Annotated in this window: 19 protein-coding genes and 1 other annotated feature; of the genes, 7 read left to right on the forward strand and 12 right to left on the reverse strand. The window is 42.0% G+C overall.

Features of this window, described 5'->3' with window-relative positions:
- Positions 1 to 76: 76 nt before the first annotated feature.
- The 4 genes from thiI to refZ form a co-directional block, all read right to left on the reverse strand.
- A complete protein-coding gene (gene thiI, locus QR721_RS09095) occupies positions 77 to 1294 on the reverse strand; it encodes a tRNA uracil 4-sulfurtransferase ThiI (protein ID WP_348026166.1) in 1218 nt (405 codons plus the stop codon).
- Positions 1291 to 2433 carry a cysteine desulfurase family protein gene (locus QR721_RS09100; RefSeq protein ID WP_348026168.1) on the reverse strand — a complete coding sequence of 381 codons (1143 nt, stop codon included), beginning with the start codon at positions 2431 to 2433 and terminating at the stop codon, positions 1291 to 1293. The genes thiI and QR721_RS09100 overlap by 4 nt, the downstream gene beginning before the upstream one ends.
- A 77-nt stretch (positions 2434 to 2510) precedes the next feature.
- On the reverse strand, positions 2511 to 4202 hold the full coding sequence (locus QR721_RS09105; RefSeq protein ID WP_348026170.1) for a septation ring formation regulator EzrA: 1692 nt from the start codon (positions 4200 to 4202) through the stop codon (positions 2511 to 2513).
- 253 nt (positions 4203 to 4455) lie between these two features.
- Positions 4456 to 5079: a forespore capture DNA-binding protein RefZ gene (gene refZ / locus QR721_RS09110; protein ID WP_348026172.1), complete on the reverse strand. Its 624-nt coding sequence runs from the start codon at positions 5077 to 5079 to the stop codon at positions 4456 to 4458.
- 136 nt (positions 5080 to 5215) lie between these two features.
- On the opposite strand from refZ, the gene QR721_RS09115 reads away from it, so the two are divergent.
- The 3 genes from QR721_RS09115 (at position 5216) to QR721_RS09125 (ending at position 7689) form a co-directional block, all read left to right on the forward strand.
- Positions 5216 to 5698 (forward strand): GAF domain-containing protein, encoded by a 483-nt coding sequence (locus tag QR721_RS09115; protein WP_348026174.1) that lies wholly within the window; start codon positions 5216 to 5218, stop codon positions 5696 to 5698.
- Positions 5699 to 5937: 239 nt separating this feature from the next.
- Positions 5938 to 6540 carry a 30S ribosomal protein S4 gene (gene rpsD / locus QR721_RS09120; protein WP_348026176.1) on the forward strand — a complete coding sequence of 201 codons (603 nt, stop codon included), beginning with the start codon at positions 5938 to 5940 and terminating at the stop codon, positions 6538 to 6540.
- Between the two features lie 378 nt (positions 6541 to 6918).
- Positions 6919 to 7689 carry a polysaccharide deacetylase family protein gene (locus QR721_RS09125; RefSeq protein ID WP_348026178.1) on the forward strand — a complete coding sequence of 257 codons (771 nt, stop codon included), beginning with the start codon at positions 6919 to 6921 and terminating at the stop codon, positions 7687 to 7689.
- Between the two features lie 85 nt (positions 7690 to 7774).
- Here QR721_RS09125 and QR721_RS09130 read toward each other — a convergent pair whose 3' ends face one another.
- From QR721_RS09130 to QR721_RS09145, 4 genes are all read right to left on the reverse strand, one after another.
- Positions 7775 to 9577, reverse strand: coding sequence for a BlaR1 family beta-lactam sensor/signal transducer (locus QR721_RS09130; protein WP_348026180.1), 1803 nt, complete (start codon positions 9575 to 9577; stop codon positions 7775 to 7777).
- Complete coding sequence (locus QR721_RS09135) at positions 9577 to 9960, reverse strand: BlaI/MecI/CopY family transcriptional regulator (protein WP_348026182.1); 384 nt, start codon at positions 9958 to 9960, stop codon at positions 9577 to 9579. Before QR721_RS09135 ends, QR721_RS09130 begins: the two co-directional genes overlap by 1 nt.
- A 72-nt stretch (positions 9961 to 10032) precedes the next feature.
- Entirely contained in the window at positions 10033 to 12060 is a 2028-nt protein-coding gene (gene pbp4 / locus QR721_RS09140) for a penicillin-binding protein PBP4(5) (protein ID WP_348026184.1), read from the reverse strand.
- Positions 12061 to 12234: 174 nt separating this feature from the next.
- Positions 12235 to 12654, reverse strand: a complete 420-nt coding sequence (locus QR721_RS09145) for a universal stress protein (RefSeq protein WP_348026186.1) — start codon at positions 12652 to 12654, stop codon at positions 12235 to 12237.
- Positions 12655 to 12850: 196 nt separating this feature from the next.
- On the opposite strand from QR721_RS09145, the gene QR721_RS09150 reads away from it, so the two are divergent.
- The 3 genes from QR721_RS09150 to QR721_RS09160 all read left to right on the forward strand — a co-directional run bounded on the left by QR721_RS09150 (position 12851) and on the right by QR721_RS09160 (position 16338).
- A complete protein-coding gene (locus QR721_RS09150; RefSeq protein ID WP_348026188.1) occupies positions 12851 to 14071 on the forward strand; it encodes a right-handed parallel beta-helix repeat-containing protein in 1221 nt (406 codons plus the stop codon).
- A gap of 117 nt (positions 14072 to 14188) precedes the next feature.
- Positions 14189 to 15499: a purine/pyrimidine permease gene (locus tag QR721_RS09155; protein ID WP_348026190.1), complete on the forward strand. Its 1311-nt coding sequence runs from the start codon at positions 14189 to 14191 to the stop codon at positions 15497 to 15499.
- Between the two features lie 104 nt (positions 15500 to 15603).
- The gene (locus QR721_RS09160; protein WP_348026192.1) at positions 15604 to 16338 is read left to right on the forward strand and encodes a potassium channel family protein; all 735 of its coding nucleotides are present in this window, start codon (positions 15604 to 15606) and stop codon (positions 16336 to 16338) included.
- A 36-nt stretch (positions 16339 to 16374) separates the two neighbouring features.
- Here QR721_RS09160 and tyrS read toward each other — a convergent pair whose 3' ends face one another.
- On the reverse strand, positions 16375 to 17649 hold the full coding sequence (gene tyrS / locus QR721_RS09165; RefSeq protein WP_348026194.1) for a tyrosine--tRNA ligase: 1275 nt from the start codon (positions 17647 to 17649) through the stop codon (positions 16375 to 16377).
- Between the two features lie 55 nt (positions 17650 to 17704).
- Positions 17705 to 17915: a binding site (T-box leader), on the reverse strand.
- Positions 17916 to 18089: 174 nt separating this feature from the next.
- On the opposite strand from tyrS, the gene QR721_RS09170 reads away from it, so the two are divergent.
- On the forward strand, positions 18090 to 20855 hold the full coding sequence (locus tag QR721_RS09170; protein ID WP_348026196.1) for a transglycosylase domain-containing protein: 2766 nt from the start codon (positions 18090 to 18092) through the stop codon (positions 20853 to 20855).
- 47 nt (positions 20856 to 20902) lie between these two features.
- Here QR721_RS09170 and motS read toward each other — a convergent pair whose 3' ends face one another.
- From motS to ccpA, 3 genes are read right to left on the reverse strand one after another with little or no spacing between them, the layout of a single operon-like run.
- Positions 20903 to 21682 (reverse strand): flagellar motor protein MotS, encoded by a 780-nt coding sequence (motS, locus tag QR721_RS09175; protein WP_348026198.1) that lies wholly within the window; start codon positions 21680 to 21682, stop codon positions 20903 to 20905.
- Positions 21679 to 22485 carry a flagellar motor protein MotP gene (gene motP, locus QR721_RS09180; RefSeq protein WP_348026200.1) on the reverse strand — a complete coding sequence of 269 codons (807 nt, stop codon included), beginning with the start codon at positions 22483 to 22485 and terminating at the stop codon, positions 21679 to 21681. Before motP ends, motS begins: the two co-directional genes overlap by 4 nt.
- A 42-nt stretch (positions 22486 to 22527) precedes the next feature.
- The gene (ccpA, locus tag QR721_RS09185; RefSeq protein WP_348026202.1) at positions 22528 to 23529 is read right to left on the reverse strand and encodes a catabolite control protein A; all 1002 of its coding nucleotides are present in this window, start codon (positions 23527 to 23529) and stop codon (positions 22528 to 22530) included.
- Positions 23530 to 23558 lie beyond the last annotated feature (29 nt).

Here is a 23558-nt window from a genome sequence, read left to right on the forward strand (position 1 = left end):
TCACCTCCTTGGTGCACACTTATCATGTGCCGAAGAGGCGAACTTCATACAAACAATTATAAATTTTTTTTACGAATTAGAAAAGATCCGCAAGCTCGTCCTTTTCCTGCTTGATTTGGCGAGCTGAAATGGTCTCTGCATTTTCAATCGCAGACTTAATCAGTTCCGAAAAATCTGCCTGCGATTCAAAGTATTCCATTTTGTCCAAACGCGGCTTTGTCTTCGGTGATTTCGGAACAAAGATTGTGCAGCAGTCTTCATATGGACGAATAGAAATCGGATACGTATCAATTTTTTCAGCAATCTCGATAATTTCTTCTTTATCCATTGCTACGAGCGGACGAATGATTGGATAACTCGTAACCGCATTGATGACATGCATGCTGTCCATTGTCTGACTTGCCACTTGACCAAGACTCTCACCTGTCGTCATCGAAAGAATTCCCCGCTTGCGGCAAATCTGCTCACTAATTCTGAGCATCACACGACGCATCGCTGTCATTGCATAGTAATCGGGAATTTGCTTGAAAATCTCCTGCTGCAATTCAGTGAAGGGAACGAGGTGAATTTTTATGTCATGGCCGAATGCTGTCAGCTTCTCTGCTAGATCAATCACTTTCTGTTTTGCACGCTCACTCGTGTATGGCGGTGAATGAAAGTGAATCGCTTCCAGACTGACGCCTCGTTTCATCGCCAAATATCCTGCTACTGGACTGTCAATACCACCCGAAAGAAGAAGCAATGATTTTCCCGAAGTACCGACTGGCAGGCCGCCAAGACCCTTTCGTGCATCTGTTGTAATATACGTTGCATCGTCACGGATTTCCACCTTCATATGAATATCCGGATGGTGCAAGTCGACAGTAAAATGTTCAGTATTTTGCAGAAGGTGGGCACCAAGAACTTGATTCATATCCTGGGAACGCACAGGGAAACCCTTATTCGTACGTTTAACATCAACCTTAAATGTGCCTTCTACTCTGCCATACAAAAGTGCCTGCAGTGCCGCATCTTTAATCTGTTCAGGGTCATTCTCAGTTTTCACAGCAAGACTCAGACTTTTAATTCCAAAGACGTTCTCCAGTTTCTCCATAATCGGCTCAGGTGCCTGTCCATTTAGAAGGACAAACAATCTTCCTCTAGTCGCCCGCACTTTGACTCCTTGGAAGTCATGAAGCTGATGCTGGATATTCTCTTGCAGTTTCACGAGGAACTTACGGATGTTCTTGCCTTTAATCCCGAGCTCTCCATAACGGATCAAGATATGATCAAATTCATATTGAATAGGGTTCATTTCATTACCACCTTCAGTTTTTCTACTGATGCGTTAAATATGTTAAGGAACGTGTCGATTTCCTCAGCTGTCGTTAACGTTGACATGCTGACACGGATTCCCGAGACTGCCCGCTCTTCATCATGGCCGCAAGCGGTGAGAACCTGACTCTTCCTGCTATCTTTTGAAGAACATGCAGATTTTGTGGAAACATAAATTCCGTATTCACCTAGCATATGGATCATCACTTCAGGCTTAATTCCCGGTACAGAAAAGTGAACGATATGCGGTGCAGCATGCTGTTTCGGCGTATTTAGTTGTACGTACGGATTTTGTTCCAGCTTTTGAAAAAGTTTATTTCTCAGCACATTCATCCTGTTAACGCCTTGCTGTTCATTCTCTAGTGCTAGTCGAAGTGCCTTGCTGAAAGATACTGTCCCGGCAACGTTCTCCGTACCCGATCGAACGCCAAATTCCTGTCCCCCTCCATCAAAGAGTGGGAACAGTTTGACCCCTTTCCTCTTATAAAGAAGGCCTGTCCCTTTCATGCCATGAATCTTGTGACCTGACATCGTACATAGATCTATCCGAGCTGTCCGGAAATCTAAAGGAAGCTTTCCAAGACCTTGCACATAATCAACATGAAAAAGAAGCTTCGGATATTCTGCTGCGATTCGGCCTATCGCTTCTATATCCTGTACTGTGCCAATTTCATTGTTGACGTGCATGACAGAAAGCAAGATCGTGTCTTTCCGAATTGCCTGTTGTAGTTCCTTAAGATCGATTCTTCCAGATTCATCAACCGATAAATAAGTCGTTTTAAAACCGATCTTCTCAAGCGATTGGAAAGCTTCAATAACAGAAGGATGTTCAATTGCTGTCGTTATAATATGACTGCCGCGTGACTTATGCTCAAGGGCCGCCCCTTTGATTGCCAAATTATTTCCTTCCGTGCCTCCTGAAGTAAAAATCAGCTCGTCAGGCGAAACGTGCAGCAGCTTTGCGGCTTGATTGCGCGCTCTGTCCAACAGCTGTTCACTTTGTCCTCCAAGCTGATGCAATGAAGAAGGATTTGCAAAGAATTCATTTGTTGCCTGTATAAAACTATCAACAACCTCCTGAAGCGGTTTGGTTGTTGCACTATTGTCGAGATAAATCATGGATAACCCGGCTTTCTTAATTAAAATGAAAGACCGCCGGGATTGCGAGCATACGCTTCACATTCCGGCAGTCTCTATTATTGCATCAATTCATACGATTGTTCAATACGTTTTAGAGCCCCTGGCTCGACAAGTTCAACCGCTTTGGCCGCTTTTTCAAGAGCAAGCTCATACTCACAATTGCGGAAGAGACGTTCTGCATCCGCTAGGCTCATCGCTAACCCATCATTTTGACTTCGGTAACGATTCGCATACTGGATGACCTTCTCTGTCAAATGAGCCTGTTCAATCATAAGATTTGCTTCTTGAGCAGCATGGGTAAATGCCTGTTTTGCATTTTCTAGCGCTGCCTGCACACCCGCAATTTCAAGCGGATGTCTTTCAAGAGCTTTCATCACGAGCTTATTTTTCGCCATCGCCTGTTCAATAAGGGAAAGGATATTATTCGGCACACCTGGAATGTTGCTTTTGGAAAGTTTGCGACGCAGATTATTGATCTGTTCATGAAGCTCTGCGACATTCTCTTTCGCTTCCAGTTCGTCTTTGCGCAAATTTATAATACGCTTCTTGAAAGCTTCATGTTCTGATTCAAGAACTGCAACATGCTCATACAGCTCTTCAAGCTCTTTGCGCAAATCTGTGTGTGATGTATCCCCATTCATTTCCATTTCTAAATCTTGAAGTTGAATGATCAACTGCTGAACACTCTTTTCCAGTGTTAGGAAGCGTTCCATGTCACTGTCTTCAAAATAGTAGGCTCTGCGCATAACATCGACTTCCTCTTTTGTCGCAGCAAAATCCTCAGCAGCCGTTTCTACAATATTTGCAATATCTGGCAGCTTGGATTCAACATGATTGCGAGCAATTGCTTCTCTTTCAAGGATGTCATATATTTCAGAGATGCGCCCTCTAATATCGGCGATGATTTCCTCTGGTTTAGCAACCTGACCTTCATCAAGCATTGCCGCACATTGCACTAAGCTTTTTTCATATGTATTAAGCTCTTGCTCAAAATTGAAATGGTCGACTCTATAGCCTTCTTCACGCATTTCTCTGAGCCCTCGACGCAACTCATCAAAAGCTTGTGGAAGCTCATGCTTCTGTGCCTTGTAAAGAAGCGGGAAAGTTTCCATCTTCGTTAGTAGAGCTGCCGTTTCGGCATTTACCTGGTCGATCAATGCGCGTGCTTCCAAGTAATTCCCTTCATCAGCTAACTCCTTATATGTGCCAAGCGCCTTGAACAGCTCATCCAGTTCCTTTTCAAACGCAGCTTCCGCCTTGCCGAATTGATAACGTTTCTGAGAAAGTTGGCGGCGAAGTGCTTTCAGTTCCGGTTCAAGCTCTGATGCTTCTTTTCGACTTGTCTCTTCAGAAGCAAGCAATTCCCCGAGTTCTTCAAGGATTTTATTTATTTCCTGCTCAATCGCTTTTAGCTTCTGTTCAGCGCTATGGACGATTGCTTTTGCACTTGGAATGCGGTAACGGTCTGCTGCCTGCTCCGCTTCATACATCTGCTCTTCCACTTCATGCAGATCCTGTTCCAGAATCTCATCCCAGCGTTCCTTCCAAGCCTCAAACCGCTCGAGTGTTTCCCCCAGCAGATTAAGCGGCTTGATTTTTGCAAGTTCCGCTGCCACATTTCGGTCCATGATACTGATCTTCCAGCTTTCCAGCTTGTCTACGGCATCATAGATACGCTTTCTTAATATCGAGCCGATAATGAACAGTACAACGATGATCAGTACGGCTCCAATTATATATGCTGCCATCTTCTGCCTCCCAACTTCCGCGTCCGTACAAGAAAAAAGGATCCTTCCCGGTCCCATCCTTTAATTTACTGAATTCAAGTCGTTCGCCCGCGTCCTTTTATCCTTTTTCATTATGTTACTTCATATCATATCATGTAAAGACGAAATTTGGCTAAAAAAAAGCTGATTTACCGCCAATATTGACATCGTTCTCCAAAGTAAGACAATTTCACCGATAAGAAGTTATAATTCGCCAATTTTCCCTAAGTATTTTTTACAACTTTTGCATCTGACCGTCACATTCCTCTTCTCCAGCAGCATACTCCAGCCAAGCATGTATGGAAGCAGAATAATTACGAACAAAATAAATATCCAACTCTCCCGCAGAACGTTCCCTCATCTCATGATGCATCAGGTAAGGTGCAAGCAGCATCCCTTTCAGCTGCAGCAACAGGAAATCACTGTCGCCTCTGCGCTCTCCAACAGCCGCATTAAGAGCATTTTTTAAATAGTAGTTCTCTTTCGCTATATACGTTACGACCATCTCACGAACAAAGACAGAATCAAGTGACAGCTCACGCTGGATGAAACAAGTCATCTGTTCATGTGTTTGACGGTATGCGATCATTTCGTATGTAAGATTCTTCAAGGTCTCCAGACTGGACAACCCCTCGGACTCGTGCAATGATTGTTCCATCGTCTGCAAATATGCTTCATAGTACTCAGTGACTGCATACTCAAGCAGACCTTGCTTGCTTTTGAAATAATAGCTGATCAGCGAAACATTGACACCTGCCTTTTCGGCGATGTCCCTTACGGATGCTCCATTGAAGCCTTTTTGATAAAACAGCGCAGAAGCCGCATCCATCACTTTCTGCTTCGATTGGCCCGCTTTCATCTGCATCTACTCCTTCACTGCCAAATATACGACAAAGCCCGCCTGTTTCCTGCATCAACTGCTCGACATTAATCACTCTTTTTGTCGAATTGCTCCAGGATAACTAGGCACATATTTTCAACAAAGGATGATTTACATGTTCGAGAAATCCGCCTATTCAGGCAATCTACTAAAAGACTATGACTTGCTAAGCAAACAGCTCGATGCTCTTTCTACAGGAGAGAAAGACACTGTTGCCCTGCTTTCCAATGCATCAGCGCTTCTCAATCAGTTCCTGGACAGAGTCAATTGGACTGGTTTTTATATCAATCAGGAAGATGAACTTGTACTTGGACCTTTCCAAGGCCTTCCTGCCTGCATCCGCATTCCATTTGGTAAGGGCGTATGCGGCACTGCCGCTGCTACTGAAAAGACACAGCGTATCGCTGACGTTCATTCCTTCCCTGGCCATATCGCATGTGATGCAGCTTCGAGATCCGAGATTGTCATTCCTATTAATATTAATGGCAAACTGTTCGGTGTGCTAGATATCGACAGTCCGGAAACAGACCGTTTTACAGAAGAAGATGAGAGAGGACTCTCCCAATTTGTAAAAACCCTCGAAAAACACTTGTCATAACGAAATATTCTTTTTCCCGATTTCGTTGACTTCTCTTCGTAGAAATTATATACTATGCTTTGTGTAAAATAAAAGGTAGCCTTCGTGAACCGGCGCTTGTCGCCATTTTGTTCCTCTATATTGAGGTGTATCGTGTAACTCTCTGCTGCTGGAGCGATGGTACATGAAAACAAAATGAGCAACGCAGGGAACACAAACTTATTTTATGCAAATTATATATTTGTAGGAGGACATCATACATGTCACGTTTTACTGGTTCTATTTGGAAAAAATCACGCCGCCTAGGCATTTCACTTTCTGGCACAGGTAAAGAGCTCGAAAAGCGCCCTTACGCTCCTGGCCAGCACGGTCCGAACCAACGCCGCAAGATCTCTGAATATGGTCTTCAGCAACAAGAAAAGCAAAAGCTTCGTTTCATGTACGGCTTGAACGAGCGCCAGTTCCGCAACACGTTCAACGAAGCAGGCAAGATGAAAGGTATCCATGGTGAAAACTTCATGGTTCTTCTTGAATCACGCCTTGACAACATCGTTTACCGCCTAGGTCTTGCTCGCACACGCCGTCAGGCACGCCAGCTTGTAAACCATGGCCACATCCTAGTTGACGGCAAGCGCGTTGACATTCCTTCATACCGTTTGAAGCCAGGTCAGTCTATTACATTGCGCGAACGTTCACGCAATCTTGACATCGTTAAAGAAGCAGTTGAGGCTAACAGCTTCACACCTGACTACACTACTTTCGATGCTGACAAATTGGAAGGCACATACGCTCGCTACCCTGAGCGCTCTGAGCTTCCTGCTGAAATCAACGAAGCGCTTATCGTTGAATTCTACTCTCGTTAATTCGAGACTTACAAAAACTATATTTCCAAAACGCCAGAATCCTTGTTATATCAAGGATTCTGGCGTTTTTCTTTTCCTATGATAAAGAACTCCCTCGAACTAGAAAGGACATCGCATAATCTCATTGTACTCGCCACATGGTGTATAATTGCGCCATTTGATATTCCACAGTAGCAGGGCTCTCTTATTACTATTTAGTTGTATTTATAAAACTCAATCATAATGCAATCCGTGGCATTTATAACCTGCTACGCATGGTAGCCTTTTACGAGAAGCTATCCCCTTTTCAAAAAACTCATTATTTGTTTCCTCTTCGCATAATTTTTATTAACTGCAACAGCCTAAGGAGATACTATAACGGTTCAGGGAGAGTCTGTTATGCGAAAAAAAATCATGATCCCAATTGCCATGTTTTTTGTATTTTTTACTTTTGTCACAAGCATACAAGCAGCTACGAAAAGTCGAGAAGAATACGAAAAAAAAGGTGATATCATATGGGAAACAGAAACTGATCAGAAAATAGTCGCCATAACATTTGATGATGGTCCTCACTCTCTATACACAGATCAAATATTGGATATATTGAAGAAATACAATGCAAAATCAACGTTTTTCATCATGGGAGCACATGCGCAAAAACACCCGGATATTATAAAAAGACAGAGCGATGAAGGTCATGAAATTGCAAATCACACATATAACCATCTATACGGCAACACGGATCAACTTAACAAGGAAATCAAACGCACAACAAATATCATAGGTCAAATAACAGGTACTCGTTCAGCTTTATTTCGTCCAGTTGGAGGCCTTTTCAACGACACTGTCGTTAACACATCAAAAAATAACAATCACCTCGTTGTCATGTGGTCTTGGCATCAAGACACCTATGATTGGCAGCTACCAGGAGTAAATAAAATCGTAAATAAAGTAACTTCAGGTATTAGACCAGGAGACATCATCTTAATGCATGATGCAGGTGGTGACCGCACTCAGACCGTCAAAGCCCTCGAGAAAATTTTAAAACGTTTAACAAAAGATGGTTATGAGTTTGTTACGGTTTCTGAACTCTTATACAGATCGAACTCAATATTACCTGAGTTTATTGAGAATGAGTTTGGAAATGATGCCAAGTTTATTTCAGAATAACGATGTTCTTGGCACTGCCATCAGCTTAATGTAAAAACACCTACGAATAAACATGTATCCCATGCCTTATTCGTAGGTGTCCATATTAAAAAATACCTTTATCATGTAAAATGCGGCGAGCAATTTCAGCCGCATTTTTTCCGTTTGCTTCTCCTATATTACTTTGAATATTTACAGCAAATGTATATATTTTATTCTTTTTCTCAACAAATCCAACAAACCAGCCATTAATATCCTTGCCCTCTACTGTTCCCGTTCCGGTTTTTCCATATAATCGACTGCTATCTTTTTCCTCAATGAACATCGACTGTTTGACTTGGCTTATGTCTTTTTCCTTAAAACCATATCTGTTATTCTCAAGCGTATGAACAAGGAGCTGGACTTGCTCAATTGGTGAGACTTTCAAGGTTGACTCCATCCAGTAGCTCGACACATCCCCTGATACATCCTCATTTCCATAATGTATTCTTTCAAATTGCCTCTGCAAAGATTCATTTCCGACCTTCTTATCAAGGTTTTGGAAATACCAGTTCACCGAGTCACGGATTGCCGAATCAAGGTTTTGATCTCTGCGCCATTTGCTAAATGGTTGCTCCGAGCCGTTCCACTTCATTCCATTAAGTTCAGGAGTAATAATACCAGCATCCAAAGCGAATAGTGCCGAGTAGATTTTGTATGTACTATTAGGAGATACTCTTTTTGTACTTATATCTCGATTAAAGATTTCATATTGTCCGTTACCCGAATTGTATAAGACAAAGCTTCCCTCTACATCTTTAAAATAAGGAGTCAAATCTTCATTCTTCACACTATATTTTTCAAAATCAAAATCAAACTTGTCACTTGAAGCTGCCAAAGCCGGCATAGACATGGAAAGAATCAAGACAAAACACCCGATGGCTGTACATATCATTTTGCTTTTTCTTTTTAACAAATTTGATTCCAAATTGAAATTGGCTATGTGAACGATTCTTTTCTTGATCTGCTTTTTTGAACCGCCAATCCCTGAAACAAGATTGGTATCAACACGATCTGGCCCGATGTTGGCAAAGCTTATAATTGTCTGCCCGTATTTAACAGCATCCTCTGTATTAAGCAACGAGAGTACACGATGATCGCATGCAAGTTCCCGCTCTGTCCGCATCCTGCTAGCAACGTACCATACGATTGGATTGAACCAATAGATAATCTGTACAAGTGCTGTCAAATAGTTAATCAGGGTATCCTTGTTTTTTTGATGACTCAGCTCGTGGAGAAATACATGCTGCAGTACTTCAGGAGAATTGAGCCTTTTCGGTATAAGTACAAAAGGTCCAATAACTCCAAATGTAATTGGAGCTGCAAACATTTCAGTCTCCAAAAGCTTGATATTCCTATTTACTCCAACTTGTCTCTTACACTCATTGAATAGTCCTAATATCTTTTCTTCTTGTACTGGGATCGCAAGACTTCTGACTCTTTGTACATTAATAAATCCAACAATAAGCCTAAACGCCAGAACAAGCATTCCAATAAGCCAAACTGAACCTATGATATTGTAAAACAGATCGGGTAGAGCCTTGCTTACAGAAACTGAAAGGTCGCTAATCGTATTGCTTCCTGCAGGAGTATTGTTTTGCCATAAGCGAACTTTTCCTTCCTGGGTCCCTATAGTACCAGAATACCAATTCAACCTTTCAATATTTTGTAAGAGCCAAGCAGGGTGGAGCATATTAAATGGTAGAAAAGGCATAAGTAGCGGCACATAAATAAATTGCCAGATTTTATAATGCATCTGTGTGGAAATATGGTTTAAAAAGACTTTTTTTACAAAAAGAATAGCTGCAGTCAGTAAAGTTGCCGCAATGGTTCCCCAAAGTATCTTGAACAAGAGGCTCTGAATGTCCATTACTTGTCCCCTTCTTTTGATTCGTCCAATATCCTTTGAAGTTCCGCTATTTCTTCTTTGGACAGCTTGTCGTTTTCAATGAAATTCAACACCATTGAGCTCAAAGCTCCTCCAAAAAAATTTTCAAGGAATGTTCTACTTCTTCCTTCAATGTACTCAAACTCCTCAACAAGAGAGCTATAAATATAAGCTCTTCCTTCTTTATGAGCTTTAAGCACTTTTTTCTTCACAAGTCGGGCGAGCATTGTCTGAATTGTATTCGGTTTCCAATCAGCTTCTTTTGAAACGAGCTCCACTACTTCAGGAGTTGATATAGGTTCATGTTTCCAAATAACCTTCATTACTTTATATTCTGCTTCTGATATTTGCGGTAACTCTCTCATCGTAATCCTCCTGCATATGTAAATCTTTATAGCAGGCAGGCTACAGTGTACCTGCTTGCTATTTAATACTTCCTATTTGTTATTCAAATAATCATATAGATCATTTATAAAATTTTCATTCAGTTGTAAAGCTGACCTTCCTTTTTGATAATTCTCGGCAAGTGAGACAAGTAGGAAGTGGTCTTCCTTTGTGTCAAAAGCCATTAGGAAGCTATTCTCAGCTCCACTTTTACCCTGTTGTGCTTTCAGCTCTGCTGTACCTGTTTTTGCTGCGAGATGTTTATTAGAGGCGTTCAACGAATGAGCTGTTCCATGTGGATCCGTCACGACTTTTTCCAGACTTTTAGTCACTTCATTGGCGGCATAATTTGTTATTACACCTTTTTTCTTTTTCACAGTACTAGCTTTTTCAATACTCGGGTAAACAATATTTCCTCCGTTTTGGAAGACAGAATACATTGCAATCTGCTGAATTGGAGAAATGAGCAACTCTCCTTGACCATAACCTGTATCTGCCAATAAAATATCTGAACTAAAATTGGACTTGTTGGATATTTGAGCCGGATTCATATCGAATGGCAAATTAAGTTCCTCACCGAAAATGAATTTATCCAAACCTTTGCGGAACGTTTTTTCTCCCATTTCCAAAGCTTCTTGCGCAAAATAAATATTATCCGAATAAATAAGCGCCTTCTCCATATCGACATCCTTAACATCTGATACACGTGTCACTGAGTATCCGCCCCATGACTTATCCTTCTGCCAGCTGAGCCCATGAATTTCTCTGTGCTTATCAGGTGTTGTCACATGGATATCCAAGCCGATACTTGCAGTAATCGTTTTAAATGTGGAACCAGGGGCATAACGAACAGAAAATCGGGATATGAAAGGCTTCTTTTCTGCATTTGCATACTTATCATAGTCATCCTGCGAGATTCCTTGTGCCATTTTATTCGGATCATAGGAAGGAGAACTGACCAACGCATAAAGACCGCCTTCTTTAGGATTCATTACAACTGTAGATCCTGCATTCCCCTCCAGACTGTCGAACGCCTCTTTTTGAATATAGTTATCGATTGTCAGTTCAATGTCAGCACCATCGACTTTTTTCTTTTTCAGTAACACTTGCTTTTCTTCCCCATCACGGTCAACGACAACAATTTCTCCACCGTCTGTACCTCTAAGCTTTTTATCAAAAACCCTTTCCAATCCTGCCTTGCCGATCACATCACCGTCACCAAGTTCAGGATGCTTATCAATATCCTCTTTAGTCACATTTCCGACATAGCCGGTCAGATGTGCTGCCGCTTCTTTTAATGGATAATAGCGTTGCTTTGTATCTTGATATTCTATCCCTTTTAATTCTTTAGCCTGTTTTTCAGTGATAGTTTTCACAGGTACAAAAAGTTCATCCTTCACCCACTTTTGCTTCAGTTTTTTTTCTAAATCATCTGTAGGGATCTTTAAATAACGGCTGATTTTTTGTAGGCTTTTCTTTCTCTCGTCTCCTGATCCAAGCTTATTTGGTATGATTCCTGCCAACTTGAAATCTGCATTCACTGCGAGCTCATTATCAAGACGGTCTCTGATTTCCCCACGTTCTGCTTTCCATGTTTGGAACTTAACTTTGTCCTGTCCTTCCATTCCTGGGAAGATAAGAGATGGTTTCCACTCCACTAAAATATGATCATCATGATTGACAAGGCTCGTTTTGTAATTCAAATTTTTAATTTTTCCAATTGGTGTATTGAAACTCAGCTGGTATTTCAATTCGAATTTTAACCCAGTCAATTTCTTCAGCTCGACTTTGGAAGCATGAATATCTGTGGCCCCAATACCATTGAATATGGAGTCATATTTCTGTTCAATTTCCTTAGGAGTGTAATCTTGAAGCTTGTATGAATCTCTATCAAGAATACTGCTTAACTCCTTGTAATCTTTATCCTCCAATATTCCAATGAAACGATCTGCTGTTTTTTGAAACTTTCTTTCTTGAACTTGATTGTATGTATAGGCTGCCGCAACTCCAATTAATGCACATATGACCAAGATGATAATAAGGTATTTGTATTTCCCCTTCTTTTCAGACCGCTTAAGCATGCTTTCTTTTCTCCCCTTCCGTATCAATAATAATACAGATTTTCGCTTAAAACTACATGTGTAGTATATTAGGGATTATATCACTTCTTTCCTTGAAAGAGCAAAGTAATTCCAGAAATGGAGCGGGCCCAAAAATCATCGAAATTGATTTTGAACCCGCTCCAAGAACGAAATTTATTTAACTACAAGCACAGGTATTTCAGACTTCTTGATTAGCTGCTGGCTTACACTGCCGAGGAACATTTCCTGCAATGCATTCAGCCCTCTTTTACCAACGATGACCATCTCGGCATCACCTTCATTCGCATATTGAGTGAGGGCCATGGCCGGATCACCGAACAGGACTGTGAATGTCTGTTTTACTTGGCTTTCATTTATTTTATCAATGACGGGATTCAGCTGCTCCCTCTCGATTAATTCTCTTTCCTCTTCACTAGATGGTAGCGGAATATCCACTCTTGTATTTGCGTACTCAGCTACAAAGACAACGTCAATTACACATTCATCACATAATTTAGCAAGCCTTATTGCTTCGTCTGCCGCTCTCAATCCATTTTGAGAACCATCCGCTGCGAGTATGAATTTTCTATACATCTTCATTCCCCCTGTCATATACTGATGGAGATTCGTAGTTGCCTATTCTTCTTTATTTATACCCGTTTCTTCTCAATTTTTATCAAGTTATCTGAATTTGTCTTATATAATAGTAATATAGTCTTATTTACGCTATAATCAATACGAGATAACCCTCAATAAATTAGGCCAAAATAATTAAAACGGAGGTCACTTCATGAAACTGAAACAACTAGCAGCCTTCATTGCTCTGCTTATGATTCTCAGCTTTACTTCACCTGTTCATAGCGTCGCGGCTAAGACTAAGCCATCTTATACAATTTCTCCATCCAGCAAAACCTATAAAAATCTTATGATGAATTTCTCCACTTACAACCAATATACGAAACATTACTATTTATTGCGGTCGTATTTGGAACGACTTGAAAAAACGGGCGGCGGTACACTTACTCTTAAGAAAGGCACATATACGATTTCTAATACTCTGTATGTTCCTTCAAATGTAACGATTAAACTGCAAAGTGGTGCTAAACTTGTCAAAGGTATGAAGACAGGCACAAGGCAGTTCGGTCCCTCTTCTTCCATTTTCCAGTTCGTTCGTCCTGCTTATGCATATAAAAAAGGTGTGTATGGCGGATATAATGGTGTAAAGAACGTTTCAATCATTGGTACAGGCACAGCCACAATTGATATGAAATATTACAAAGATGGTATTGCCATCATCGCTGGCCATAATCAAAATATTAAAATACAGAACATTACATTCCAAAATATGTACTCCGGTCATTTCATTGAAATTGACGCAACGAAAAATGCCACCATTAGCGGCAATACATTCAAGAATTCCAAAGCATCTCCTAATAAAAATAAAGAAGCGATCAACATTGATACGCCGGATAAATTAACAAAGGGATGGAGCCAGCAATGGAGCAAGTTTGACCGGACACCGAACTCCCTGTTGCTTATCTCCAAAAATACATTTGAGAATCTTGACCGTGCGATTGGCACACATAAGTATTCCGGTGACAAATATCATGACAGAGTAACGATTAAGGACAATACAATTCGGAATACACGCCAGGATGCAATTCGTCTTATGAACTGGAGCAACGCAGTAATCGAGAACAATCTTATTAAAGATGTTACACGAGGTCCGAATAATGATTATCGGGGAATTCTTGCAAGTGGTGCAATCAATCCGACAATCCGCAACAATACATTCCAGAACACAGCCCGTCCGGCACAATTCTTCCCTTGGAAAAATTCTGGTCCAGGCTCCGAGTACAGTGTGACTTATAATAAGCTGAACAAGGCGAATATTGAGGCATTTGAGACAAATATTGTGCGCAACAATACCGAGAATTTTATCCGCATCAACACTGTTTACGGTCAATTTGACCATAATACGACACAGTTTGTAAATCTCATTGCGAAATAGCTTTTTCTAGACCATGCCGCTCATCTGGCATGGTCTATTTAATTCAACTGTTGCCACATTCAAGAAAGTATTATTAAATAGGTAGAGACTACAACATAGATAGCGCAGGTGATTTTATTGAATAAGAGTTATATTGGCGGAACGCTTAGTACGTTCCAATGGTTTATTTTCCTTCTTGCCAATGCGATTGCTCTGCCAATCGTCATTGGAGGTGCCTTCGGTCTATCCATTGAAGAAATTGCATCTCTTATGCAGCGTGTATTCTTCATCGTCGGCATCAGTTCATTTCTTCAAGGCGTCATCGGACATAGACTTCCGCTCGCGGATGGTCCGGCCGGTTCTTGGGTCAGTATCTTCGTCATGCTTGCAGCGATTGCTCTGCAGCAAACAGGAGACCCACAGTCAGCACTGCCGCTTCTTATGGGTGCTGTATTCTTTGCAGGTATCTTACTTGTCATTCTCGGTCTTACTGGGCTCGTTCAGAAGATTTTGTTCCTTTTCAGCCCACTCGTAACAGGAACATTTTTGCTTTTGCTAGGTCTACAGCTGAGTGGTGTATTCCTTGAGGGAATGCTTGCCGTATCAGGAGATCCTGCAGTACCAGATTACGGAATGGTTGCTATTGCTTTCTTCGTATTTATCTTAGTCATTCTCCTATCGAATAAAGGCAGAGGTTGGGTAAAAAGCTATGCTGTTCTAATCGGTATTCTTGCAGGTTGGATCATTGCATTGATTACAGGGAAGGCATCAATTTCATCCCCGGCTCAGTCATCTGTATTCAAACTGCCCGAATTGTTCGCATGGGGCATGCCGCAATTAAATGCTGGAATGATTGTAACTGCAATATTATTTTCATTCTTGATTATTTCCAATACGATTGCTGCTGTAACAGCTGTAAGCCAATCTATTGGAAACGACACGAGGAACTATGAAAAGACGATTAACCGCAGTCTGTTTACAGGTGGGATCTCTCACTTCCTTGCAGCTGGCTTCTCTTCTTTAGCCGTTGTACCGCTCCCTGTGACAGCCGGCTTTTTGCAGATGACAGGAGAAAAGAAAATCAAACCTTTCCTGATTGCAAGTATTGCTCTTGCTGTACTGGCACTCATCCCGTCAATCGTTCATGTACTTTCATTGCTTCCTGGTCCGATAGCAAGCGCAGCATTGATGGCATCTTTCATTAATTTAATAGCTATTGCTCTTACTTCATTGACGAAGGAAGTACTTGATCATCGCAGACTTTCCATTTTGGGCATCACATTCCTTGTAAGCATGGGAATTATGTTCCTTCCTGCAGGCATATTCAGTACGTTACCATCAGTTATCCAGGACGTTGTCAGCAATGGACTGCTTGTTGGGACAATCCTTGTCATTCTTCTTGAGCAGTTATGGAAACCGCAGCGCGAAACCGAAACAACCAAAAATTAATTCAAAAGGCAGCATAAACCTTCCGGTGCTCCGGGAGGTTTACTTTTCTTATGTTTGAAATACGGAACACAAGGCTATATTTTTTAATCGGGCGGTGAACCTTTTTGCATAAGAAAATAAAGATATTCTATGAAATTATTTTATTCACATTGGCATTCATTTCTATTTTAACGATTTTCAAAACAAATATTTTTACACAAATTCTCGATAAGATCATCTGGCTCGTATTTTTCATTGATGTTTTGACAGGCTTTATAAAGAGCAAACATAAAGGCAAATACATATTACAGCACCCGATTGAAATCATTGCAGCGATGCCGCTTGACAGTATGTTTCAGTCTGCCAGAATCATCCGGGCTTTACGGCTGCTCCGCTTCTTTACAGTAGGAAAGAGATATTTCGGCCCGCTTCGGAGGATTTTCGAGACAAACGGCCTGAACAATCTGCTTTCGGTTTCAGCGTTCACTCTGCTTGGTGCATCAATCCTCGTTACATATTTCGAACCGGCTATTGATACATATGAGGATGGGCTTTGGTGGTCAATCGTAACGACGACAACCGTTGGCTATGGGGATCTTTCTCCAAAAACACCTGCTGGACGGCTCATCGCTGTCATACTAATGCTTGTCGGCATTGGTATTATTGGAACTTTAACGAGCTCCATTACAACTTATTTCATCCATGATCCTGTGGAAAAGAATCCGACAATCCAATTTCTTCAGTCAGAACTAAAGCGTTATGAAGAACTGACAGACGCGGAGAAAAATCGCTTAGAGTTAATTTTGCACGATTTGAACACGGAAAGCGCGAAAAACACCGGCAAGGACAGCCCCCCTTAATGATAATGGGACAAGCTGTTCTTCCGGTGTTTTTGATTAGCTGTATTTGACCATAAAGTATTTCTTCTTGCCGCGTCGAACGATTGTAAACTTGCCTTCAATACGGTCCGCTTCCCCTACTTCATGCTGAAGGTCTTGTACTCTTTCACCATTCAAATAGATAGCACCATTTTGGATATCTTCACGAGCCTGGCGTTTTGATGGAGAAATTTTTGCTTCAACGAGAAGGTCGATAAGCGGCTTCGGTGATTTATCCGTCTCTACAGAAGGAACATCCTTGAAGCCTTGCATGATTTCGTCAGCGGTAAGTTCTTTCAGATTGCCGCTGAATAAAGATTCTGAGATGCGAATTGCCTGGTTGAGCGCTTCTTCACTATGAACAAACTTTGTCATTTCCTCAGCAAGACGTTTCTGAGCAACACGTTTTTCCGGTGCTGTTTCCACCTCTTTCACTAGTTCCGCAATCTCTTCATGAGAAAGGAATGTGAAATAGTTGAGGAATTTAATTACATCACGGTCATCTGTATTGAGCCAGAACTGATAGAATTCGTATGGACTCGTCTTCTTGGGATCAAGCCATACTGCTCCTCCTGCAGTCTTGCCGAACTTCGTGCCATCCGCCTTTGTAATAAGGGGTACTGTCAATCCAAACACTTTTACTTCTGCATTTGATTCCAAGTCACGGGAGCGGCGAATGAGCTCCATACCTGCTGTAATATTGCCCCACTGGTCACTACCGCCAATCTGTAGTGTGCAATTTTCTTCTTCGTACAGTCTAAGGAAGTCCAGCGACTGAAGAAGCATATAGCTGAATTCAGTAAATGAAATTCCATTTTCAATGCGAGAAGCAACAGAGTCTTTAGCAAGCATGTAATTGATGCTGAAGTGCTTGCCTGTGTCACGTAGGAAATCGATGATGGAAGTCCCAGTGAGCCAATCAGCATTGTTACGTGCAACGGCAGCATTCTCGCCTTCATCGAATTTCAAAAGGCCGGCAAGCTGACCTTTCAATGCATCAGCAAACCCCTTTACAACTTCAGTCGTATTAAGAGAGCGTTCAGTTGATCTTCCGCTCGGATCACCGATCATACCCGTTCCGCCACCTACGAGTGCGATTGGGCTATGCCCTGCCTCCTGGAAACGTTTCAAGATCGTTACTGGAAGCAAGTGGCCAATATGCAGACTGTCTGCTGTTGGATCGAAGCCACAGTACAATTTAACACGGTTTTCCTGCAAATGCTTCTCCAGGCCTTCTTCATCAGTCGTCTGCTGAATCAGACCTCTTTTCTTCAAGTCTTCAAGAATATCCATATTATTCATCTCCCAACCTTATTAGAAAATACAAAAAGAGCCCCATCCCTGGATCAAAAGGGACGAGACTCTTACTCGCGGTACCACCCTTGTTGCACAATTGTGCCACTTTAGGTTTGTTAACGATGCAGCCACCGTTTTCCATTCAATAGGAAAAACGCTCCCGATTGTAATTCACGGAAGACAGATATGATCCGGCTTTCACCACCCGCCGGCTCTCTATGTCAGGGATCTGACCCGCTACTGCGATCGTTCGTCGCGCTTATGTATTTACTTATGATTACTATTTTTATCATAGCACAACATATAATGCAACGTCACCTGCAACTTTTAGTTCAATATTTCAATACTAAGTTTTTCCCAATATGAAAAGCTTCTCCAAAGATTCTACATAATGCGGCATTATGCTATAATATTATTACAATTTTAGGAGGATTGATATGGATCGTAAAGACGACAATAAAAATAAATCTTCAACAAGGCGAACCGCAAAGAAACAGAAGGGATCCCGTATCGGTTTTGGTCTGATTTTCTTGACCTTCCTTTCACTCTGTATCGTGTTCGGCTGCTTTGTTTTCGGTTTGGGGGCGGGATATTTCGCTTCGCTTGTCAAAGACGAGCCTGTCAGGACAGTCGCTGCCATGAAGCAGGATTTATACGATTATGAAAAGACATCGAAATTATACTTTGCCAACAACGAATATATTGGCGACATCCGTTCCGACTTGCATCGAGAAAAGATATCTTTGGACAAAGTGCCTCAAACCTTGGTTGATGCAGTTATTGCTACAGAGGATGAGAATTTCTATGAACATAATGGCATCATGCCCAAAGCAATCGTACGCGCCGCTATCCAGGAAGTGACGAATTCCGATACAAAAACCGGGGGAAGTACGTTGACCCAGCAGCTGGTCAAAAATCAGGTGCTGACAAATGAAGTGTCGTTTGATCGCAAAGCAAAGGAAATTTTAATTGCACTGCGTGTTGAACGCTTCTTCACAAAGAAGCAGATTCTGCAAGCCTACTTGAATATCATTCCTTATGGACGTGAGGCTTCCGGCCGCAATATTGCTGGAATTAAGACTGCCGCAAATGGTATTTTTGGAATTGAGCCAGAGAAACTGAATCTAGCTCAAAGTGCTTTTCTTGCTGGTTTGCCACAAAGCCCTTCCTATTACACTCCTTATAGAGCCAATGGAGAATTCAAATCAGAGGAAGGCATTCAACCAGGCATCAACCGGATGAAATATGTTCTGAAGCGCATGCGTGGGGCTGGTTACATAACAGAAAGCCAGATGCAAGAAGCGATGAATTATGACATCCGAAAAGATTTCACTCAGAAATCGACACTGCCAAAGGTTAAGAAATACCCAGAACTCGTCTATGAAGCTGAGAAACGTGTGAAAGAAATACTCCGCGAACAGATTGCCGAAGAAGATGGAATCGAAACGGACCAGCTTGATAAAGACAAGACTTTAAAAGAGAAGTACGATGAACTTGCTGACAGAGCTTTGCGTCAGCGCGGCTACCGCATCCATACAACAATTAACAAGAAAATGTATGAAAAAATGCAGAAGGTAGCAAAAAACTACCAATACTACGGGCCGGATAAAGACGGTGAACGAGTGGAGACCGGTTCCATCATGATTGAAAATAAGACAGGCAAAATTATTAGCTTTGTCGGCAGCCGAGAATACACAGACGGCAACCAGATCAATTATGCGATGGGTACTGTCCGTCCAAACGGTAGTACGATGAAACCTTTGCTTGATTATGCTCCTGCGATGGAGGAAGGTGTCATCCAGCCAGGTTCTGTCTTTGCCGATGTACCGAAGTCGTTTGGCAACTATCGTCCGAACAACTATGCTGGAGGCTTCCATGGTCTCGTAAGTGCACGTACAGCACTTGCGAATTCCTATAATATCCCAGCAGTCGAGATCTATTCAAAGATTATTTCTAAAAACCCGGCCAAGAAGTACTTGGAGAAAATGGGAATTACCTCTTTAACAAAAGCAGATCATGAGAATCTGTCACTCGCTTTAGGTCAGCCAACTTACGGTATAAGCGTTGAGGAAAATGTTAATGCTTATGCGACATTTGCCAATAACGGCAAGTTTGTCGATGCCTATATGATTGACAAAATTGAAACAGATGATGGCAAAGTCATCTATCAGCACAAGTCGAAGCCAGTCAAAGTCTTCTCTCCACAGACAGCTTATTTGACGATCGACATGATGCGGGATGTTTTGAATCACGGGACAGCTACATATGTCCGTCCGCAGCTGAACAATCCAAGTGTTGACTGGGCCGGAAAAACCGGAACATCTCAAGATTACAAAGACGCCTGGTTTGTAGCGACAAATCCAAATGTTACATTCGGAACTTGGATCGGCTATAAAACGCCAAAATCTCTTCAATGTGTTGGCTGTTCTCTTTCATACAGCCAAAGAAATGAAAAATTATGGGCTGAATTAATAAACAGCGCAGCAGAAGTAAATCCAAAACTTGTTACACCGAGCAAACGTTTTAAACAGCCGAAGAACATTGTTGCACGCTCCTACTGCACATCGTCTGGAATGCTTCCATCAGAAGCATGCTCAAAGGCAGGGCTTGTTCAATCTGATATTTACAATGCTAAATTTGTTCCTGGTGCTGCAGATGACAGTTTGATTTTCAACAGTTACGGCGGGATTTCTTTTAATCCTGCTTTTCTGCAGCGCAAAGGCTATGACAAACTCGGGGACTTATCCATGCTGTTTCCGCGGGTGAATACCGAGCTTTGGCAAAGATTGGGTTCAGGAGGCGCGTCTAGGTCTTCCTCTTCTCAATCAGAGTCAACAAGTACAAACAGCTCGAGCAGCAGTTCTGAACCAACGCCACAAAATACGCAACCGTCTTCTCCGAGTCCCGAACCTTCGGAAACCTCGAATGAGCAGACGGCGCCAGAACCGGATTCAAATCAGCCGGATAGACAAAATGGTACCGGTCAGCCACCACAGTCTGCTGGTGGACAAAATACGCAGACTAATCCCAATTCCAATTCTCAAGGGAACAACGGAGGATCGAACGGTGGAAACACCAATTCACCCGGTCCTCATGAGAATAAGCCGAACGGACCAAGTCGTCCCGGCAATGGAAACGGAAACAATAACAAGCCTGAAGATACAGAAACAAATCATCCGCCAGGAAATGCCGATCAAGATTAACGATAGACAAAAAGAAGAGATGCGAGATGCATCTCTTCTTTTTTATATCATCTTTGTTGCTGCTGGCTTTGATTTTTATCTAAAATAACAATCTCAACACGGCGATTTTTTTTCCAGTTTTTTTCGGATGTGTTCGGTACAAGCGGTCTTGTATCGCCATAACCAATTGCTGAGAAACGATAGTCTGATAGTTTCTCATCCAGCAAAAGATAACGAATCACTCCGCTTGCACGAGCTCCAGAAAGCTCCCAGTTTGACGGATAGCGGAAATTAGAAATCGGTCGATTGTCTGTATGACCCTCTACACGTACATAGTTCGGAATCTTCTCGAGCATTTTTGAGATTTTATCAAGGAACGGCTTACCTGAATTAAGAATTTGTGCGTCTCCCGATTCAAAAAGCAAACTCTCCTGAAGAATCAGCTCTACTCCTCGATTTGTCCTTGTCGCAACAATTTGATCTTGCAATTTATTGCGGTCCAGGTAAGCATTCACATCTTTTAAAACATTATCAAGCGTATCTGCTTCATTCTTCTTGCGCTTCTTATCCAGCTCCTGCTGTCTCTCCTGCAGTGCTTTGAGCAGCTCCTCTTCTTGTTCAGGACTTCTCGTCGGATTATCCAAAGGGACAGCAGAAGGATAAAATTCAAAAATCGCCCGATTCTTAAATGATTCAGAAATTGCTTCAAACTTTGCATTATCGATCTGCGACATGGCGAACAGCAGAATGAAAAAAACAAGGATCAATGTGACCATGTCGGAATACGTGACCATCCACTTTGGAGCGCCGGAATCCTTCTTATTTCTTCTGCTTACTCTCCGTCTCATTGTTCTGCAGCCTCTGTACGCAATTCATTGAATCGCTGGCGGTCATCATCCGAGAGAAACGCGCTCAGTTTCTCCTGAAGAATATGGGGATTCTGACCAGATTGAACTCCGATGACCCCTTCGATGATGATCTGACGAAGGAATACCTCTTCTTCTGTTTTCGTCTCCAGCTTGTTTGCCATTGGCAAGAATACGAGATTGGCCATGACAGTACCATATAATGTTGTCAAAAGAGCAACTGCCATGCTCGGACCAAGTTCTTGAGGGTTCTGCAGCTTATTCAGCATAAGCACAAGACCGACAAGCGTCCCGATCATCCCCCAAGCAGGAGCATAGTCTCCACATTTCTCAATAAGAATCCGGCCTTTATAATGACGTTCTTCCATTGCCGTAATTTCAGCATTCATAATTTCCTGGATTACTTCCGGCTCAATGCCATCAACTGCAAGCATCATCCCTTTTTTTATAAATGGGTCATCCACTTCATCAATTTCAGATTCCAGTGCCAGAATCCCTTCACGGCGTGCCCGTTCGGATAAATGAATGAACAAATGAATAAGTTCAGAAAGCCGGGATTCTTTTTTGTTGAAGGCTTCTTTCAATGCCCTGCCGCCTAGTTTCAGCTGTTCAGTTTTGAAGTTGATCAGCAATGAGGCGAACAGTCCTCCTATTACTATTAGGATGGAAGACAGATCGAGGAATGAAGAGAAACCGCTCGACCCACTATTGCTCATAATTGCAAGCATAATAATAATGAAGCCGAGCGTAATCCCAATTGGTGTAAGTATATCCGTCTTTTTCATCGAACTTCCCCTTTAAGAGACCTTTTATTTATTTATCGGCTTTTAAGGGAGCTTTGTTGAATCTCTTTCAATAATTCGATGCGGCAGAATAATCTTCTTTTCTTCAACCGTTTCATTGTTCATGAATTTTGTCAAAAGTCGCATCGAAACAGCTCCGATATCATACATAGGTTGTACAATTGTCGAAAGCGTCGGTCTTACCATTGTTGCGAGTCTTGTGTTGTTAAAGCCGAACACTTCAAGATCTTCAGGAACCCTGTATCCCATGTCCTGTGCTCCATGGATGACACCCAATGCCATTTCATCAGAGGCGACAAAGACACATGTCGGTTTGCGGTCAAGTGACAGCAGCTGCCGGACAGCTTTGATTCCAGAATCATAGGAGTAATCAACATTTACGATGAAATCCTGATTGAGTGTGAAATTGAATTCTGCAAGAGCCTGTTTATAACCTTCAAACTTAAAGCGGCTAATTGGTGTTTCATCATGTCCATAGATGAATGCAACATTGTTGTTGCCTTGCTCAATGAGGAATTTTGTCGCTTCATAAGCTGCTTTTTTATTATCGATATTGACTGAAGGGATAGTATTGGTTTCATCATATGTGGAAGATAGTACGACAGGCACTGAACTGCTCGTCAGCTGGCGGATATGTTCTTCTGTTATTTCTCCACCCATGAACAAAATGCCGTCTACCTGTTTCTCTAACATTGTGTTAATAAGCTGCAGCTCTTTATCTTTATTGCGATCTGAATTTGCCAGGATAATGTTATATTTGTACATCGTAGCAATATCTTCAATTCCGCGGGCAAGATCGGCAAAGAACATACTGGATATATCGGGAATAATCGCCCCGACAGTCGTCGTCTTCTTGCTTGCTAAACCGCGTGCCACGGCATTTGGACGGTAACCGAGCCGCTCAATCGTATCAAGTACTTTTTTTCTAGTTGTAGGCTTTACGTTTGGATTGCCATTGACAACTCGCGAAACCGTTGCCATTGACACACCTGCTTCACGTGCCACGTCATATATTGTTATAGTCATTACGGCCTTACCTCCGGACCTTTTTACAT

This window comes from Aciduricibacillus chroicocephali, assembly GCF_030762805.1.
Lineage (GTDB): Bacteria > Bacillota > Bacilli > Bacillales > Amphibacillaceae > Aciduricibacillus > Aciduricibacillus chroicocephali.

Excerpts from the sequence above, each read along its gene's own strand:
- thiI (WP_348026166.1), bottom strand. The coding sequence starts at position 1,294 with ATGAACCCTATTCAATATGAATTTGATCATATCTTGATCCGTTATGGA.
- QR721_RS09100 (WP_348026168.1), bottom strand. The coding sequence starts at position 2,433 with ATGATTTATCTCGACAATAGTGCAACAACCAAACCGCTTCAGGAGGTT.
- QR721_RS09105 (WP_348026170.1), bottom strand. The coding sequence starts at position 4,202 with ATGGCAGCATATATAATTGGAGCCGTACTGATCATCGTTGTACTGTTC.
- refZ (WP_348026172.1), bottom strand. The coding sequence starts at position 5,079 with ATGAAAGCGGGCCAATCGAAGCAGAAAGTGATGGATGCGGCTTCTGCG.
- QR721_RS09115 (WP_348026174.1), top strand. The coding sequence starts at position 5,216 with ATGTTCGAGAAATCCGCCTATTCAGGCAATCTACTAAAAGACTATGAC.
- rpsD (WP_348026176.1), top strand. The coding sequence starts at position 5,938 with ATGTCACGTTTTACTGGTTCTATTTGGAAAAAATCACGCCGCCTAGGC.
- QR721_RS09125 (WP_348026178.1), top strand. The coding sequence starts at position 6,919 with ATGCGAAAAAAAATCATGATCCCAATTGCCATGTTTTTTGTATTTTTT.
- QR721_RS09130 (WP_348026180.1), bottom strand. The coding sequence starts at position 9,577 with ATGGACATTCAGAGCCTCTTGTTCAAGATACTTTGGGGAACCATTGCG.
- QR721_RS09135 (WP_348026182.1), bottom strand. The coding sequence starts at position 9,960 with ATGAGAGAGTTACCGCAAATATCAGAAGCAGAATATAAAGTAATGAAG.
- pbp4 (WP_348026184.1), bottom strand. The coding sequence starts at position 12,060 with ATGCTTAAGCGGTCTGAAAAGAAGGGGAAATACAAATACCTTATTATC.
- QR721_RS09145 (WP_348026186.1), bottom strand. The coding sequence starts at position 12,654 with ATGTATAGAAAATTCATACTCGCAGCGGATGGTTCTCAAAATGGATTG.
- QR721_RS09150 (WP_348026188.1), top strand. The coding sequence starts at position 12,851 with ATGAAACTGAAACAACTAGCAGCCTTCATTGCTCTGCTTATGATTCTC.
- tyrS (WP_348026194.1), bottom strand. The coding sequence starts at position 17,649 with ATGGATATTCTTGAAGACTTGAAGAAAAGAGGTCTGATTCAGCAGACG.
- QR721_RS09170 (WP_348026196.1), top strand. The coding sequence starts at position 18,090 with ATGGATCGTAAAGACGACAATAAAAATAAATCTTCAACAAGGCGAACC.
- motS (WP_348026198.1), bottom strand. The coding sequence starts at position 21,682 with ATGAGACGGAGAGTAAGCAGAAGAAATAAGAAGGATTCCGGCGCTCCA.
- motP (WP_348026200.1), bottom strand. The coding sequence starts at position 22,485 with ATGAAAAAGACGGATATACTTACACCAATTGGGATTACGCTCGGCTTC.
- ccpA (WP_348026202.1), bottom strand. The coding sequence starts at position 23,529 with ATGACTATAACAATATATGACGTGGCACGTGAAGCAGGTGTGTCAATG.